General features: G+C 55.6%; 15 protein-coding genes. 14 read left to right on the top strand and 1 reads right to left on the bottom strand.

Annotated elements, in window-relative coordinates; all coding sequences use genetic code 11:
• The first annotated feature begins 68 nt into the window (after nucleotides 1-68).
• The 6 genes from fdhD to GX364_09325 all read left to right on the top strand — a co-directional run bounded on the left by fdhD (nucleotide 69) and on the right by GX364_09325 (nucleotide 4,621).
• Nucleotides 69-929, top strand: coding sequence for a formate dehydrogenase accessory sulfurtransferase FdhD (gene fdhD, locus GX364_09350; protein NLI71054.1), 861 nt, complete (start codon nucleotides 69-71; stop codon nucleotides 927-929).
• Nucleotides 930-1,134: 205 nt separating this feature from the next.
• Nucleotides 1,135-1,368 carry a ferredoxin family protein gene (locus tag GX364_09345; GenBank protein ID NLI71053.1) on the top strand — a complete coding sequence of 78 codons (234 nt, stop codon included), beginning with the start codon at nucleotides 1,135-1,137 and terminating at the stop codon, nucleotides 1,366-1,368.
• 47 nt (nucleotides 1,369-1,415) lie between these two features.
• The gene (gene vorB / locus GX364_09340; protein ID NLI71052.1) at nucleotides 1,416-2,513 is read left to right on the top strand and encodes a 3-methyl-2-oxobutanoate dehydrogenase subunit VorB; all 1,098 of its coding nucleotides are present in this window, start codon (nucleotides 1,416-1,418) and stop codon (nucleotides 2,511-2,513) included.
• Nucleotides 2,510-3,271, top strand: coding sequence for a 2-oxoglutarate oxidoreductase (locus GX364_09335; protein ID NLI71051.1), 762 nt, complete (start codon nucleotides 2,510-2,512; stop codon nucleotides 3,269-3,271). Before vorB ends, GX364_09335 begins: the two co-directional genes overlap by 4 nt.
• Before the next feature lie 90 nt (nucleotides 3,272-3,361).
• On the top strand, nucleotides 3,362-3,916 hold the full coding sequence (locus GX364_09330) for a 2-oxoacid:ferredoxin oxidoreductase subunit gamma (protein NLI71050.1): 555 nt from the start codon (nucleotides 3,362-3,364) through the stop codon (nucleotides 3,914-3,916).
• A gap of 123 nt (nucleotides 3,917-4,039) precedes the next feature.
• Nucleotides 4,040-4,621, top strand: coding sequence for a M15 family metallopeptidase (locus tag GX364_09325; GenBank protein NLI71049.1), 582 nt, complete (start codon nucleotides 4,040-4,042; stop codon nucleotides 4,619-4,621).
• 15 nt (nucleotides 4,622-4,636) lie between these two features.
• Here the strand turns inward: GX364_09325 and GX364_09320 are convergent, their stop codons facing one another.
• Nucleotides 4,637-5,473 carry a hypothetical protein gene (locus GX364_09320; protein ID NLI71048.1) on the bottom strand — a complete coding sequence of 279 codons (837 nt, stop codon included), beginning with the start codon at nucleotides 5,471-5,473 and terminating at the stop codon, nucleotides 4,637-4,639.
• An 875-nt stretch (nucleotides 5,474-6,348) separates the two neighbouring features.
• Between GX364_09320 and GX364_09315 the strand changes: the two genes are divergently transcribed.
• The 8 genes from GX364_09315 (at nucleotide 6,349) to argF (ending at nucleotide 16,311) form a co-directional block, all read left to right on the top strand.
• A complete protein-coding gene (locus GX364_09315) occupies nucleotides 6,349-7,467 on the top strand; it encodes an ADP-forming succinate--CoA ligase subunit beta (GenBank protein NLI71047.1) in 1,119 nt (372 codons plus the stop codon).
• A 3-nt stretch (nucleotides 7,468-7,470) separates the two neighbouring features.
• Nucleotides 7,471-8,352, top strand: a complete 882-nt coding sequence (gene sucD, locus GX364_09310) for a succinate--CoA ligase subunit alpha (GenBank protein ID NLI71046.1) — start codon at nucleotides 7,471-7,473, stop codon at nucleotides 8,350-8,352.
• 52 nt (nucleotides 8,353-8,404) lie between these two features.
• On the top strand, nucleotides 8,405-9,946 hold the full coding sequence (locus tag GX364_09305; GenBank protein ID NLI71045.1) for a methylmalonyl-CoA carboxyltransferase: 1,542 nt from the start codon (nucleotides 8,405-8,407) through the stop codon (nucleotides 9,944-9,946).
• A gap of 816 nt (nucleotides 9,947-10,762) precedes the next feature.
• Entirely contained in the window at nucleotides 10,763-11,854 is a 1,092-nt protein-coding gene (locus tag GX364_09300) for an N-acetyl-gamma-glutamyl-phosphate reductase (protein NLI71044.1), read from the top strand.
• Nucleotides 11,855-11,898: 44 nt separating this feature from the next.
• Entirely contained in the window at nucleotides 11,899-13,128 is a 1,230-nt protein-coding gene (gene argJ / locus GX364_09295) for a bifunctional glutamate N-acetyltransferase/amino-acid acetyltransferase ArgJ (GenBank protein ID NLI71043.1), read from the top strand.
• 70 nt (nucleotides 13,129-13,198) lie between these two features.
• Nucleotides 13,199-14,128 (top strand): acetylglutamate kinase, encoded by a 930-nt coding sequence (gene argB, locus GX364_09290; protein ID NLI71042.1) that lies wholly within the window; start codon nucleotides 13,199-13,201, stop codon nucleotides 14,126-14,128.
• On the top strand, nucleotides 14,128-15,342 hold the full coding sequence (locus GX364_09285) for an aspartate aminotransferase family protein (protein NLI71041.1): 1,215 nt from the start codon (nucleotides 14,128-14,130) through the stop codon (nucleotides 15,340-15,342). Before argB ends, GX364_09285 begins: the two co-directional genes overlap by 1 nt.
• Nucleotides 15,343-15,360: 18 nt before the next feature.
• Nucleotides 15,361-16,311, top strand: coding sequence for an ornithine carbamoyltransferase (gene argF / locus GX364_09280; GenBank protein NLI71040.1), 951 nt, complete (start codon nucleotides 15,361-15,363; stop codon nucleotides 16,309-16,311).
• Nucleotides 16,312-16,418 lie beyond the last annotated feature (107 nt).

Genomic DNA, 16,418 nt, shown 5'->3' with positions numbered 1-16,418 from the left:
AATAAAAACCGGGGCTCTGTTCCTGAACGGCATCGGCCGGGGCGATGGTTGTAAAAAGAGGGCGGATATTGTATCCTAGCTCCGGAAACGGAGCTTTTTTTTCAAGAATTGCCGGAACGGACGGTGGGCTGTTGAAAGAATTCAGGAAGAAAACGGTGCTGATGCTCAGGGACGGGAATACAGACGAAACTGAAGACAGGGTTGTCTGCGAGCAGCCGATTACGATCTATCTGAATGAAGAGGAGCTGGTGACCCTTCTTTGCACGCCGGTGAACCTTGACTGCCTGGCCCTGGGATTTCTGCGAGCTGAAGGTTATATAACGACCAAGAAGGATGTGAAGGACCTGCAGGTTGATCTTCAGCGAAGTGCGGTTTCGGTCTTGCTTGAAATCCCCCCCGGGGGAGTGCCGGCAGCGACAGGCAGCCGAAGCGGAACCATTGCCACGGGCCCCGGTGGCGGCGCTGCTCCTATCAATGCCCTGGATTCATTGCCCCCGAGGCCTGCTACCGACAACTTCCGGATCGCTTCATCCCGGATCCTGATGTTGATGCAGCAGATGCAGGAGAGGGCTCAGATCTTCAAGCAGACCGGGGGTGTCCACAGCGCCTCGCTCTGTGACCGTGACAGAATCCTTTTTTTCTGTGAGGATATCGGACGTCACAATGCCATCGACAAGATAGTCGGGGAGAGCATCCGGCACGGGGTTGACATAAAGGACAAGATACTGCTTACCAGCGGCCGCCTATCGGCGGAAATGATGTTGAAGGCAGCCAGACTGGAAGTGCCACTTGTCGTTTCGCGCTCTGCTCCAACTACCCTGGGAATTGAAATAGCGGAGAGAACATCGATCACCATGATCGGTTTCGGCCGCGGAAGCCGTTTCAATGTCTACACCTGCCCCCGGAGGATCATCTTCGATTCGCAGTGAAACAATCTGGCGACCGGGGTGGGTGAAATTTGTTGATGGCTGGATGTCAAGTTTGGAACTTTCCCCATTTTTCGGCATTTGGCCGAAAAAAAACAAAAGTTATTGTTGACGAAACGGGGATAGATAATTTATGATTGAAGTTAGTATATTTTTACACACGGATGGCAATCGCGGTACTGGACCAAATATTGAAGGGAGATAAGCCATGGGCAGGATCGTATTTGATATTGAACGTTGTAAAGGATGCGGCTACTGTGTTCAGGCATGTCCCCGAGGGCTTATCGTTATCAACAATACCTACAATCGCAAGGGTTACCCGGTGGCTGCATTCAAGGGAAAGGGCACCCAGGAATGCAAGGCATGCAAGCTTTGTGCCGAAGTTTGCCCGGATGTGGCCATAGAAGTTTACAGGGATTACGAGTACAAAGAAGAGCGGTGATCATTGATTGCCCTCCTTCATCTTTTGATATTTTATTCAGATCTATGATGCAAACGAAATGTGGGAGTGAATCCATTTTGGAGGGAGAAAGGCTTCTTTTGACGGGCTGTGTAGCTCTGGCCCGTGGGGCAATCGATGCGGGATGCCGTTATTATTTTGGATATCCGATTACACCCCAGAATGATATCCCCGAGTATCTATCCGCACATCTGCCCGATGTGGGCGGAGTATTCATCCAGGCGGAGAGCGAGCTTGCCTCCATCAACATGCTGATGGGCGCTGCTGCTGCCGGAGCCAGAGCGATGACTTCATCCTCGGGCCCGGGGATTTCCCTCATGCAAGAAGGCATTTCCTACATGGCCGGGTCGGAGCTTCCCGGCGTGATTGTCAATATCACCCGCAGCGGTCCCGGGCTGGGGGGGATCGCGCCTACCCAGGGAGATTACAAGCAAGCTGTACATGGTGGCGGGCATGGTGATTATCGCCTGATCGTCCTTGCCCCGAACTCCGTCCAGGAGATGTACGACCTGGTCGGCGAGGCCTTCCGGCTTGCCGACACCTACAGAAACCCGGCCATGATCCTTGGCGACGCTATCCTGGGCCAGATGAAGGAACCGGTGATAATAGATTCCTTCCCGCTGGAAATCCCGCCGAAACCGTGGGCATTGAAAGGGGCCGAAGGAAGGCCCCCGCAACTCATCAAATCACTCTATCTGGGTGACGGCGAGATGAATGTGCATAACTGGAAACTCCATGCCAAGTATACCGAACTGGCGCAGAAAGAGGCCCGCGCCGAAGTCGATCTTCCCGATGATGTATCCCTGGTGCTGATCTCTTTCGGTTCGTGTTCCCGCATTGCCCAGACGGCATTGAAAAGGGCAAGGGAGAAGGGGCTCAAGGTTGGCCTGGTCAGGCCGATCACCCTCTATCCTTTCCCGCAGGAAGAGATCGGCAGAGCGGTGGAAAAAGCCGGACGCGCCCTGGTGGTGGAGATGAATACAGGCCACATGCTGTATGACGTACGCCTCGCTGTGGATGGCAAGGGGGAAGTGTTCTTTGCAGGGTATCCGGGCGGAGCCATGCCCACCCCTGCGGACATCCTCTTCGAGATAAAGAAAATATATGAAGGCGGGGATAGAAAATGACACCGATCACCGAGAAAAAAATATTTGGCAAACCATCCTGTTTGCTGCCCAACCCCTTCCATTTCTGTCCCGGTTGTCACCACGGAGTGATACACCGTCTCATTGCCGAGGCGATTGACTTTCACAACATTGCTTCCAGAACCATCGGAGTGGTAGGAGTGGGCTGTGGTGTCTTTCTTTATGATTACATTGCCGTGGATTGCTGCGAGGCGTCCCATGGTCGGGCCCCGGCGACGGCAACGGGGATCAAAAGGGTTCTTCCCGACCGGATCGTCTTCACCTACCAGGGGGACGGCGATCTGGCAGCGATCGGCACTTCCGAGATAATTCATACTGCCAACCGCGGAGAGAATATCACCGTCTTCTTCATCAACAACAGCGTCTACGGGATGACCGGCGGACAGATGGCACCGACCACCCTTCCCGGCCAGAAGACGACGACCACACCCCGGGGGAGAAAGCCGGTCGGGGACGGTTTTCCCATGAAGATATCGGAGATGGTCTCCCTGCTCGAAGGAACCGCCTACGTGGAAAGGGTTGCCTGCCACACGCCCGCACATGTCCGCAAAGCCAGGAAAGCGGTTTTCAGGGCCTTTGAAATGCAGATGCAGGGCAAGGGGTTCTCCATGGTTGAATTTGTCTCTGCTTGCCCGACCAACTGGAGGCTATCACCCGTGGAGGCGGCGGAAAGGATCGAACAACAATCTTTGAAAGAATATCCGTTGGGGGTCTTCAAGGAACCGACGGGTGATCGATAAAAGCTGTACGGAACGGTATCATTATTGCAGGACGATGATCGTATTACCGTTCCCGTTTTGCAGAAGCAGAAGTCTGGGGGGCACCGTTTCATGTACTATTCTGTAATCATGTCCGGTTTCGGTGGGCAGGGGGTCATGCTCATCGGGGAACTTCTCGCTCATGCGGCCATGAAATCCGGCCTGAACGTAACCTGGATGCCTTCTTACGGGGTTGAGATGCGCGGGGGCACGGCGCGCTGCACCGTGGTGGTTTCGGATGAAAAAATAGGTTCGCCGATCGTGGAAGAGCCTTCGGCAGTCATCGCCATGAACATGCCCTCGCTGGAAAGGTTCCAGAACCGGATTGTAACCGGAGGACTGCTCATGGTCAACAGTACAATTGTGCAATCTTTTGACCCCTCGCGGGAAGATATCGAGATCATAAACGTGCCTACACAGGAAATCGCCAGAAGTGTGGGCAGGGAGAGGATGGCCAATATCGCCATGCTGGGCGCTTTCCTGGCGCGGAGTGGAATACTGCCCCTGGACCTGGTTGAAGGATCTCTGGACACATTTCTCATCCCGTCCCGCAGGAACCTGATCCCGGAATTTCAGAAGACACTCCGTGCCGGCAAAAAATTCATCGAAGAAAATCTCGGGGCCTGATCAGAATCCCCTTCCCGGGGCTGAATACGGCGGGTATCAAAAACAGGAGCATCTGGATATGCTCCTATTTTATTTCGGGGAATAGAATAGTATCAATGAGAAAGTAAAAAAGGGGGTTTCATCTTGCCCGGAATGCTGGACGGTTCCGATATTCTGGCCCCGGTTTCCAAGGTTGCCACCCTGGGAAGATATGTGCCGCAAAATCTGGTTCCGATCCCCTCATTTTTGACCTTGCGGAAGATCTATCTGCGCGATGATGTCCTGCCCCCCCTGGTAAAGATGTGCTGCCATGCACGGGCGGACAACATCAGCCTCCTTGTTTTATCTGCATACAGAAGCTATGATTACCAGCGGCACCTGTTCGAGCGCCAGACAGAACGGTATGGCAGCGAGGCGGAGGCCAACAGGTTCTCGGCCCGGCCGGGGCAATCCGAACACCAGCTGGGTACGGCGATGGATTTTGGTGGTACAGATCATGACTGGACGCCTGAATTTGTCCACACCCGGCCGGGGCAATGGTTGCTGCGCCACGCTCCCGAACATGGATTCGTGATGAGTTATCCACGGGGGGCGGAGGAGGTCACCGGGTATGCTTTCGAACCCTGGCATTACCGCTATATCGGGGTTGATGAGGCAGCCGGGTGGCTAACCAGCGGGTTGGTTCCGGGCGAATATCTTCGGCGGAGAGCACTGCGGGAAGAATGACAGCCGGAACGTTGTTCACTCTTTTGTATCGGGAAGATCCAGGGCCAGTTTTGAAGCGCTCACGTTGATCCGATTCATGTACAATCCGGTCATGTATTCTACATTATCCTTGAGCATCGACTGCAGAGCGGCCAGGGAACTCTTCATGTTGGGTTGCAGAAGCATGGTCAACTCGAGATCCATGGTCACGCCGAGGCGGTCCGATTTGATCTTTACCTTGTTGACCCTGCTGATTCCCGGCATGTCCTGGCACAGATGGGTGACCAGGTTGATGACCACATTCTCGGCGATGGAGAAGTTCCCCAGGGAGCTGTAGATGGGGCGGACGATGGAACGTTCCATCGTTATTTTTTTCTGACCGCCGCCGGAACGGGCGAAGATGGAGTAAAGAGGGGCGACAAGATAGCCCGGGAAATCTTTCTTGATGGCAAATGTGGGCAGGGGCACGACGTGGCGGTTTTTTTCCTTCCTTGCTTTCAAAGCCTTCCTGATCACCTCTTTGGGGACAATATCTTCTATCAAGATATAGTGTTCGGGTTGGGGGATATCAAGGATCTCGGAGAGTCTTTGCACCATCCTGCGGGAAGTTCCGATCAGCAAGATCTTCTCCGGGCCGAATTCCCTGATCTTCTCCCTCAATGCCCTGGCATGATCCGGATCGGTCAGCAGGGCACGTTTGGCTGCCCCGATCTTGGTCAGTTCGCGTTTGGCCGACCGTCCGGCGATGACGCGGTGGTTGTGGATGAGCAAACCGTCATCGAGGATCATACGGATGTCATTTTCGAAGGCCAGAAGCGATGCATGGTGGCTTTTGCCCGTGCCGCTTGCACCGACCAGAGCATAGACGATCATGTTATCAATATCCCTTCTCCGCGCTGGAAGCAGTTTTTCCTGCCTTGCGGCTCCGCCTGTTTACCGGTCTTTTATTATAGCATACTCCCGAAAACTTATCTGCAACAGGGCCGAGGCAGTGCTTTGTTCCCCGGTGGTAATAAAGGTTTTTACGTTGTCATTCAGAACAAGCGGTGCTTCGTGGGTACACGGGCATTACGCTTCGGGGAAAAAGAAATGCGGGAGCGCCAATACCTGTTGGTACAAGTAGCGCAGCGTGGAATCCATTTTTTTATATGTTGGCATTGGCGACTGGGCCAGGGGAAAACAGGAACCAGCTTATGGCAGTGGTGGGGTGTGTATGAGGAGGGGATTCTTCGGTCGCCCTAAAGAACAGGGCTCTCTCAGAATGGACAGGCAATGCACTGTCCACATCACGTCGGCAGTCCCGTTTCGCTTCCTCGCCTTCACCGGCTATGGCAACCATTCACTCTACGTCGCATACGCCAACATATCGGTACGAGGAAAAGATAAAAGCTAGGAACCAGTTTATGCCGAAAGTAAGGTGTGTACGAGGAGGGGATTCTTCGGTCGCCCTGAAAAGCAGGGCTCCCTCAGAATGACAGGTTGTACTTCCTTTTTCCCTTGCAGCGGGGGGTGTGAGGAGGGGATTCTTCGGTCGCCTGCAGTTCCCTCTGAATTTTCACGCGTTACCCGCACCTCGAAAAACGGAAGCTATTCCTTCCGGGTGCATATTTATGCTGGAGTTCATTTATTTCCATAGCAATGACAGGTAGACCACAATGTCAGGGGCTCCGGGGTTCCCATCTTTGCTTTTTATGCACAGTTGTATAATAATATTACAAGATTGTCCATACACTGGAGAGAATAAACAGATGAATCTGTACGAATACATGGGCAAGGAACTCCTGGCCCGTTACGGCATCCCCATTCAATCCGGCCGGCTTGTCGAAACGCCTGCCGAAGCCATCGAGGCCAGCCGGAATCTGGGAGGGGAGGTGGTGCTGAAGGCGCAGGTTCTGTCGGGGAAGAGGGGCCGCGGTGGAGGCATTGCCTTTGCCACCGATCCGCCGGAAGCAGGGAACGAAGCGGAACGCCTCCTGGGGTTGGAGCTCAACGGTGAGAGAGTGAAACGGCTCCTGGTGGCTGAAAGAAAAGAAATTGACCATGAATTCTACCTGGCAATCACCATCGATCAGCGCAGGCGCTCTCCCCTCGTTCTTGCTTCGGCGCATGGCGGTATCGATGTGGAAGACTTTCCGCCCGGGAAGATGATCCGGTTGCCGGTTGATCTGGCCATCGGCTACCATGCCAATATGGGCAGGGAGGCCGTTTCTGCTATCGGTTTGCCGGAAAAAGTGGCCGGGCAATTCAGCCTTGTTCTGGATCGTCTTCTGACCATGTTCAGGGAGATTGATGCCGAGCTGGTCGAGATAAATCCGCTGGCCCTCTGCGGGTCGGAACTGATCGCCATCGATGCGAAGGTCACCATCGATGACGATGCGCTTTACCGCCAACCCGACCTTCCCCGGGTTGAAGAACGGACGGGGCTGGAGGGGAGGGCATACCGGAAGGGCATTGTTTATCTTTCTCTGGGAGGGGACATCGCCGTCATGGCCAACGGAGCGGGCATCACCATGGCCACCGTGGATATGGTGCAGCATTTCGGAGGCTCGCCGGCCAATTTTATAGATCTGGGGGGAGGGGCCGGTATGGAGAAGACCTTGCAGGCCCTGGAGATACTGCTGGCTGCCGATCCCGAAGTCATCCTCATCAATATTTTCGGGGGGATCACGCGGTGTGACGATGTCGCCCGTGCCCTGGCAGAACTGAAAGAATCCGGCAAAATTGACGTTCCATGCTTCGTCCGGCTGGTGGGAACGAACGAGGAACGTGGGCGCGAGATCCTCCACGGGCATGCTGTGGAGGTTTATCATTCCATGGAGGAGGCGGTCCACCGGGCGGTGGAAGCTTCGCCGAAAGCGGGGAAATAAGCGATGGCCATCATCATCGACGAGGAAACGCCGGTTCTGATTCAGGGCATTACCGGCAACCAGGGTTCTTTTCATACAGCGCGGATGTTGGAATATGGCACCAGGGTGGTGGCGGGGGTCACCCCCGGCAAGGGGGGGCGGCGCGTGGAAGGGGTACCCGTTTACAATACCGTCGCCTCTGCCCTGAGGGAACACGAGGCCGGGGCAACGATTCTGTTCACACCGGCACCCTACACCCTGGATGCGGCCATGGAGGCATTGGAGGCCGGTATCGGGATCATGGTGGTGATAACGGAGCATATCCCCGTGCACGACGCCATGGAAATCCTGGCCTGTGCCGACAGAAAGGGGACCATGGTTGTCGGCCCCAACACATTTGGCCTGGTCTCCGCGGGTAAAAGCAAGATCGGCATCATGCCCAACCATATTTTCACCCCCGGCCCGGTGGGGATCATCTCCCGCAGCGGGACTCTCTGCTACGAGGTTGCCGCCCGCCTGAAAGACGATGGGTTGGGAACGAGCACGGTGGTCGGCCTTGGAGGAGATCGGGTGGTGGGACTGAGCTTCACGGATGTTTTGAAGGAGTTCGCATCGGATCCACAGACCGAAGTGGTGGTCATGATCGGGGAAATTGGCGGCAGTGCGGAAGAGGAGGCGGCTTTTTTTGTACGCGATCATATTGCTTTTCCGGTTATCTCCTTCATCGCCGGGAGAACGGCGCCCCCGGGCAGAAGGATGGGGCATGCCGGCGCCATTATCGAGAGAGGGCGCGGCAGTTACGAGGGGAAAGTTGAAGCTCTTTCTTCCTGCGGGGTGAAGGTGGCCCGTTTTTTTACAGAGATTCCGGCCCTGGTCAGGAAAGAAATGGGCCTGAACGGAAAATGAGCGTAAATGTGGTATAATATTCTCATTAGCCCAGGAGGTGGCAGCTGTAAAAATGGATAACAAGCTATCACAACTAGAAAAACGTCGTAAAATAACGATCATGGGCGGCGGTGATGAAAGGCGCCGCAATCAGCATGAAAAAGGTAAAAAAACGGCTCGTGAGCGTCTTGATAGAATCCTTGATGAAAACAGTTTCGTGGAACTGGGGGTCTTCTCCCAGGGAGGCCTTACCGATGCAAGCTTGCAGGAGATAAAGAATCCCGGCGAGGGGGTGGTGACCGGTTACGGCACCATCGATGGGCGTACGGTCTATATCTTTGCTCAGGATTTCACGGTGGCCGGCGGTTCCCTGGGCGAGGTGCATGCTGCCAAGATATGCCGCGTGCTTGATCTGGCTGCCAAAAACGGCACTCCCGTCATCGGGCTCAACGATTCCGGCGGAGCGCGTATCCAGGAAGGCGTCCATGCTCTCAACGGATATGGAGAAATTTTTTACCGCAACACGATCTATTCCGGGGTCGTGCCCCAGATATCGGTCATTCTGGGGCCTTGCGCCGGCGGGGCTGTCTATTCTCCCGCTCTTACCGATTTTGTTTTCATGGCCGAGAAAACAAGTTACATGTTCATCACCGGCCCGCAGGTGGTCAAGGCGGTGACCGGTGAAGAAGTCAGCCAGGAGGAGCTCGGCGGGGCGGAGACCCACAACCAAACCAGCGGAGTGGCGCATTTCTCTGCCGGGACAGAAGATGAATGCCTTCAGAAAGTAAGGAATTTGCTGAGCTACCTGCCGTCCAACAATATCGAAGATCCTCCCCGGTGTGAACCGGAGGAACCGCAGCTCGATTCTGCAGAACTGGATACCCTCGTCCCCGGGGACGTCAACAAGGGATATGACATCCGCGAGGTTATCGGAAGGATCACCGATGGGAGCAGATTCCTCGAGGTCCACCAGGATTATGCCCGCAACGCGGTGGTCGGTTTTGCCCGCATGGGGGGGCAGTCGGTGGGCCTGGTTGCCAACCAGCCCCTGGCGATGGCCGGTTGCCTGGACATCAATTCCTCGGACAAGATATCCCGTTTTGTTCGTTTCTGTGATTGTTTCAACATCCCCCTGATAACCTTCGTCGATGTGCCCGGCTACCTGCCGGGGGTGGAACAGGAATGGGGTGGCGTCATCCGCCATGGGGCCAAGATACTGTATTCCTACGCGGAAGCCACCGTGCCCCGGATCACAGTCATCCTGCGCAAGGCATACGGCGGGGCCTACCTGGCCATGGACTCAAGGTCTCTGGGTTCTGATATATCCCTGGCCTGGCCCACCGCGGAGATAGCGGTCATGGGACCCGAGGGGGCAGTGAATATCATCAACCGCAAGGAAATAGAGGCGGCTGCAAACCCCGCGGAAGAAAGGCAGCGGTTCATCGAGGAATACCGCCGGAAATTTGCCAATCCCTTCATAGCGGCGGGGAAAGGCTGGGTTGATGATGTGATCGAACCGCGGCAGACACGCTTGCATCTTCTCCGTTCCCTCGAGGCGCTGCGCTCGAAAAGGGAGAGCCGCCCCCTGCGCAAGCATGGAAACATGCCGCTTTAGACCCCGGAAGTCGAACAAGCATGAACCGGGATGCGATCGATGTTCCCCGGAAGAAGATGCCTGCGTGTTACGTGGCAACGGTTGCCTGCCTGACAGGGGGGGTGAGCCCTTTTCTACTACTATCTTTCCAGCGAGCGGCTGCGTTTCTACTACCTGTCATTCCTGTCTGTTATTGCTATGGAAATAAATGAACTCCAGCAAAAATATGCACCCGGAAGAAATAATTTCCGTTTATCGTGGTGCGGGTAACGCGTGGAAATTTAGAGGGGCCGCAGGCGACCGAAGAATACCCTCCTTGAACACCGCTTACTACCTGCCTGATAAAAGTGGTCTACCTGTCATTCAGAGGGAGCCCTGCTTTTCAGGGCGACCGAAGAATCCCCTTCTAGTGACTTTCCACCTTGCAAACGGAGCGGGTGAAATGTTCAGATCGGGCTTGCAATCTGCAGACACAAGTGATAAAATGTTTTACATCTTTACATTTTAAAATAATAAAAAAACATCAATGACGGGGAGAGTAGCATCCCCAGACGGGCCAAGCGAGCCGGGGAGGGTGGAAGCCCGGTGCCTGTCCGGATGTCGAAGCGCACCCCCGAGTAACTCTGCCGAAGCCATCACGGTGTGTAGGCAGACGTCGGCGCTTGCCGTTATCAAGTTTTATCCGCCGCTATCTGTGGCCGGGTAAAATCGAGGGGGTCACGGGGGAAGTCATCTTCTCCCGGGCCAATAAAGGTGGTACCGCGAGCAAGTCTCTCGTCCTTTGCAGGAGAGAGGCTTTATTTTTATTGCAGGAGGAATGAGATGGCTGAAGAAAAAATGATCGGGAAGAAAAAAATAGCGGTGCTGGGGGTAACCGGTTACACGGGTATGGAGCTCATGCGCCTGCTCCTTGCTCACCCCGGCGCGGAAGTTGTCTTTGTCAGTTCGGAGAGATTCAAAGGGCAGAAGCTTGATGCTGTTCACCCCCATCTGTCGGGGGCGGCGAAACTGACCTGCTCGGGATTGAAGGTCGATGATATTCCGGCCGAAACGGATCTGGTCTTCTGTGCCCTGCCACATGGCAAATCCATGGAAGTGGTACCTGCCCTGCTGGAACGCGATTTCCGCGTTGTCGATCTCAGCGCCGATTTCAGGCTCAAGGACGCGAGTCTCTATCCACAATGGTATGAGCGAACGCATCCCTGTCCCGAGTTTCTGGAAGAGGCCGTTTACGGGATGCCGGAGCTTTACCGGAAAGAAATTGCCGCGGCGAGGCTGGTGGCCAACCCCGGTTGTTATCCCACCGGGATCATCCTGGCACTGGCCCCGTTGATGGCCGCTGATCTGATCGGCACGGATGATATTATCATCGATGCCAAATCGGGTGTGTCCGGAGCGGGAAGGTCTCCCCGCCAGCCATTTCATTATCCCGAGTGCAACGAGAACTTCAAGGCTTACCGCATAGCCACTCACCAGCATACGCCCGAGATAGAGCAGGAACTGGCCTCTGTACGTTTGAACGGGAAAGATATTGACGGGGGTGCCTCTCCGGATGGGCGCGGGCCGGTACAGATCCTGTTTACCCCCCATCTGGCCCCGATGAGCAGGGGGATCCTGTCAACCATCTACGTTACCCCGCGCGGGGAAGACGATCCGGGGAATTTCCTTGACGGCTACCGTTCATTTTACCGCGGGGAACCGTTCGTGAAGGTGATGGAGCCGCCCCTGTTGCCCGAAACCCGCTGGGTGCAGGGCAGCAATTTCTGTTTTCTCTCCCTGTGCAAGGACAGCCGCACGGGGAAACTGATCCTGGTTTCAGCCATCGATAACCTGGTCAAGGGGGCCTCCGGGCAGGCGGTGCAGAACATGAATATCATGTGCGGCTGGCCCGAGGAAAGCGGTTTGCGGAACACGGCATTGACCCCCTAGCGGATGTCCGGTTGTGTCCCACACCGTGAAAGCGAGGAGAAGAAATGAACGCAGACTTCAAAATCAAAAAAATACCTGACGGGGGGATCACCTCTCCCCGGGGATTCAAGGCTTCCGGTATTTACTGCGGCCTGAAGAAAGACAACGGTTCCAGCAAGGATCTGGCCCTCATATTTTCGGAGAAGCCGGCGGCGGCAGCCGGTACCTTTACCCGCAATCTTTTCAGGGCGGCACCGGTGGAGATCAGCCGGAGCCGGATCGGTAATCCCATCAGTGCCGTGGTTGTAAACAGCGGCAATGCCAACGCCTGTGTGGGCGATGCCGGTTACCGCGATGCCGAGGAGATGGCGGCCCTCGCTGCTGCGGAACTTTCCATACCTGCAGATGCAGTGCTCGTTGCCTCCACGGGGGTTATCGGCCAGCGGCTGCCCATGGAGCGGATCCGGGAGGGGATCGGGCATGCGGTTGAGAAATTGAATGCCACCACCCGGGGCGGGGATGATGCTGCCCGGGCCATAATGACCACGGACAGGGTGGAGAAGAAAATGGCTCTGCACCTGCAGATCGGTGCAAAAAAGGCGGTTGTCGGAGGGATGGCCAAGGGTTCGGGGATGATCTGCCCCGACATGGCGACCATGCTTGCTTTTATCACCACCGACATCTCCATGCCGGGCGGCCTGCTGCAGAAAGCCTTGCTGGAGGCAGTGGAGCGCACTTTCAACCTGGTTTCGGTTGATGGAGATACCTCTACCAACGATATGGTTCTGCTTCTGGCCAACGGCGCTGCGGGCATCAATATTGAAACCGAAGGCCCGGAATATGATCTTTTCCGCGAGTCATTGCTGCAGACCTGCCGCTCCCTCTCCTATCTCATCGCCGCCGATGGCGAGGGGGTTACCAAGGTGCTGGATCTCACGGTGAAAGGGGCGGCCACATTTGAAAATGCGCGTGCCCTTGCCCGGGCCGTGCTCAATTCCCTTCTGGTCAAGACCGCCTTTTTCGGGGAAGATGCCAACTGGGGCAGGATCCTGGCGGCGATGGGCTATGCGGGAGTTGATTTCAATCCGCGGGAGGCGGAACTGTATATCGGGCCTTTCAAGGTCGCTGCCGCCGGGCAACAGGCGGATTTTGACGAGAAGGAACTGATCGGGTATCTCCGAAGAAAAAAGATCGCCATGACCATAGACCTTCATGCAGGTTCGGAGGAGATCCGCACCTGGGGCAACGATCTCAGCCACGAGTACGTCAAGATAAACAGCTGTTACCGAACCTGAATGATGTGGAATCATGTCGGGGAAGGATTGCCGAATGGGATGCAAGATAAAACGGAGGGATGGAATAAAGATGGTGCCTGTGGAGAAACTCATTGCCAAAGCCGAGGTGCTTGTGGAGTCGCTGCCTTACATCCGTAAATTTGCGGGAAAAACCTTTGTGATCAAGTACGGCGGCCATGCCATGATCAATGAAGAACTGAAAGAGAAGGTGGCCGTGGATATCATCCTGCTGAAATACATCGGGATCAACCCCGTCCTGGTGCATGGCGGGGGGAAGGAAATAAACAGGTGGAGCAGGAAAATAAACAAGGAATCCGTCTTTGCAGGGGGGCTGCGGGTCACCGACGCGGAGACGATGGAACTGGCCGAGATGGTGCTCAGCGGCAAGGTGAACCGCGAGATCGTCAGCCTGATCAACAGCCATGGTGGCAAAGCCGTCGGTCTCAGCGGCCGGGATGCCAACATGTTTGTTGCCGACCGCCTGCCACCGCAGAAGATCACCGTGAACGGAGAAGAGGAGCTCGTCGACCTGGGCCTGGTCGGGGAGATCAGCACTGTGAATGCAGATATCATTGATGCTCTCATCCGCCAGGACTATATCCCCGTGGTCTCCTCCATCGGGGTCGATAGCAAAAGGCACGAAGGATTGAATATAAATGCTGATTGCGCCGCCGGCGAACTGGCGTCGGCATTGAAAGCGGAAAAACTCATACTGTTGACCAACATCGAGGGGATCATGGCTGACCCCAACGGGGAACACCAAAACCTTATCTCCATTCTTGACAGGAAGTCCGCCACACAGATGATCGCCGACGGCCGTATCAACGAGGGGATGATCCCCAAGGTTCAGGCATGCTTGAGGGCACTGGAGAACGGTGTTTTGCGCACTCATATCATCGATGGCCGCACGCATCACTCCCTTTTGCTGGAGATCTTTACCGATGAAGGGATCGGCACCATGGTGGTAGGAGAAAAGCACGGAAAGGATGAAGAATTGTGATGAAAAACAAATTGTCTGCGATCAAGGATCTGGAAGCCCGGCATATGATCAATACATATCGGCGGGATCCGGAACGAAATATCCTCATTACCAGGGGTCGCGGAAGCTATGTATGGGACGAATCCGGCCGCAAATACCTTGATTTTGTCAGCGGGCTGGCCGTCAATTCGTTGGGTCATGCTCATCCGGCCATCGTCAAGGCCTTGCAGGATCAGGCCGGAAAACTGATCCACACTTCCAATCTCTACTACAGCGAGCCCCAGGTTGAACTGGCAGCCTTGCTGGCAAAACATTCTTTTGGCGACCGCGTTTTCCTGGCCAACAGCGGGGCGGAAGCCAACGAGGCGGCCATCAAGCTGGCACGAAAGTACAGCAAGAAAAAGTGCGGCGACCACAAATACAAAATCATCACCGCGGAGCGTTCTTTCCACGGGCGCACCCTGGCCACGGTCACTGCCACGGCCCAGGATCGCTATCATGAAGGTTTTCATCCGCTGCCCGGCGGCTTCATGTATGCCCGGTTCAATGACATCGCCTCGTTCGAGCAACTGGTAGATAAAGACACCTGCGCAATAATGATCGAGCCGATCCAGGGCGAGGCGGGTGTATATCCGGCGGATGCCGATTTCCTGGGCAAGTTGCGCAAACTGTGTGACAATGAAGGAATTTTGCTGATCTTCGATGAAGTGCAATGCGGCATGGGGCGTACCGGTTCTCTCTGGGCTTATGAAGGTTACGGGGTGGAACCGGATATCATGACCGCGGCGAAGGCCCTTGCCGGAGGTGTTCCCATCGGGGCCATGATCGTGCGCGAAGATCTGGCGCAGGGGCTGGGGCCCGGCGATCATGCCTCCACTTTTGGCGGCAATCCTCTGGCTTGCCGGGTGGCCGTGGCCGTCTTGCAGACTATGCTGAAGAAAAACTTTTTGCAGGAAGTTACCCGGATAGGGGGGCTCTTGCAGGAATACCTGCACGGGCTCAAGAAGAAAAATCCCGATCTGATCGCGGAAACAAGGGGGAAGGGCCTGATGTTGGCCATGGAACTCACCGTTCCCGGGGCGGTGCGCATCCAGAGGGAGTGCCAGGAGAAGGGGCTGCTCATCAATGCTATCGGGGAATCGATCATCCGCCTGCTTCCCCCCCTGATCATCGACGAGGAAGACCTGGCACTGTTCATGGATATCTTCAACGGTGCCCTTGCGGCCATAAAGTGACGGGAGGAGATGGAAAGGATGTCTTATCATGAATATCGGGTGCAGTTGCAGGGCCGGGATTTTCTCAGCCTGCAGGATTTCTCCCCGGCGGAGATCGGCGGGATACTCTCCCTGGCTGCAGATCTGAAAAATGAGCGAAAGAACGGGATCCCTCACCGCTTTCTTGAAGGCAGAACGCTGGGTATGGTCTTCCAGAAACCATCAACCAGGACACGTGTGTCATTCGAGGTGGGCATGTTCCAGCTCGGGGGTTTTGCCCTTTTCCTGAGCACCCAGGATCTGCAGATGGGGCGGGGGGAACCCATCCGGGATACAGCTCACACCCTCTCCCGCTATCTTGACGGGATCATGATCCGTACTTTTGACCACGGTGAAGTTGTGGAACTGGCAGAGTGGGCGTCCGTTCCGGTTATCAACGGGCTGACCGATCTTTTCCATCCTTGCCAGGCACTGGCCGACCTGATGACCATCATCGAACACAGGGGTGCCCTGAGGGCGGGCAAGATTGTTTTCATGGGCGACGGGGGCAGCAACGTGGCTCATTCCCTCCTGGTTGCTTGCAGCAGGATGGGTATGCAGATAACGATCTGTGCGCCGGAGGGTTACACGCCGTTGCCGGAAATACTGTCGTGGGCGCGTGAAGAGGGCGAGAAAACGGGGGGAGAGATAGAGGTTACGGACAATCCGCAGGAAGCAGTCCGCGGGGCCGGGGTTCTCTACACCGATGTCTGGACCAGCATGGGGCGGGAAACCGAGCAGGAAGAACGCCGGAGAAGATTGCAGCACTACCGGCTTGACCGGGCCCTCCTTGACAGGGCCGAACCCGGGGCTATCGTCATGCACTGCCTGCCGGCCAACCGTGGCGAGGAGATCACCGCCGAGGTGCTGGAATCATCTTCATCGGTGGTCTTCGATCAGGCCGAGAATCGTTTACATGTTCAGAAGGCATTGATGGCGCTCATCATGTAAGAAAAAACGGAAGGCGAAAAAATATAAACAGAAAAGATGAATGACAGAAGGGCCGATTTGCAGGGGAATGGTTGCGGAATCGACCCGGGGCGGGGCGGGAATTTACC

The organism is Bacillota bacterium, assembly GCA_012518215.1.
Taxonomy (GTDB): Bacteria; Bacillota; Dethiobacteria; order DTU022; family PWGO01; genus JAAYSV01.
This window is presented reverse-complemented; position numbering and strand designations above follow the sequence as displayed.

Coding starts and splice junctions, on each gene's coding strand:
- GX364_09345 (NLI71053.1), top strand. CDS start 1,135: ATGGGCAGGATCGTATTTGATATTGAACGTTGTAAAGGATGCGGCTAC.
- vorB (NLI71052.1), top strand. CDS start 1,416: ATGCAAACGAAATGTGGGAGTGAATCCATTTTGGAGGGAGAAAGGCTT.
- GX364_09335 (NLI71051.1), top strand. CDS start 2,510: ATGACACCGATCACCGAGAAAAAAATATTTGGCAAACCATCCTGTTTG.
- GX364_09330 (NLI71050.1), top strand. CDS start 3,362: ATGTACTATTCTGTAATCATGTCCGGTTTCGGTGGGCAGGGGGTCATG.
- GX364_09320 (NLI71048.1), bottom strand. CDS start 5,473: ATGATCGTCTATGCTCTGGTCGGTGCAAGCGGCACGGGCAAAAGCCAC.
- GX364_09315 (NLI71047.1), top strand. CDS start 6,349: ATGAATCTGTACGAATACATGGGCAAGGAACTCCTGGCCCGTTACGGC.
- sucD (NLI71046.1), top strand. CDS start 7,471: ATGGCCATCATCATCGACGAGGAAACGCCGGTTCTGATTCAGGGCATT.
- GX364_09305 (NLI71045.1), top strand. CDS start 8,405: ATGGATAACAAGCTATCACAACTAGAAAAACGTCGTAAAATAACGATC.
- GX364_09300 (NLI71044.1), top strand. CDS start 10,763: ATGATCGGGAAGAAAAAAATAGCGGTGCTGGGGGTAACCGGTTACACG.
- argJ (NLI71043.1), top strand. CDS start 11,899: ATGAACGCAGACTTCAAAATCAAAAAAATACCTGACGGGGGGATCACC.
- argB (NLI71042.1), top strand. CDS start 13,199: ATGGTGCCTGTGGAGAAACTCATTGCCAAAGCCGAGGTGCTTGTGGAG.
- GX364_09285 (NLI71041.1), top strand. CDS start 14,128: ATGAAAAACAAATTGTCTGCGATCAAGGATCTGGAAGCCCGGCATATG.
- argF (NLI71040.1), top strand. CDS start 15,361: ATGTCTTATCATGAATATCGGGTGCAGTTGCAGGGCCGGGATTTTCTC.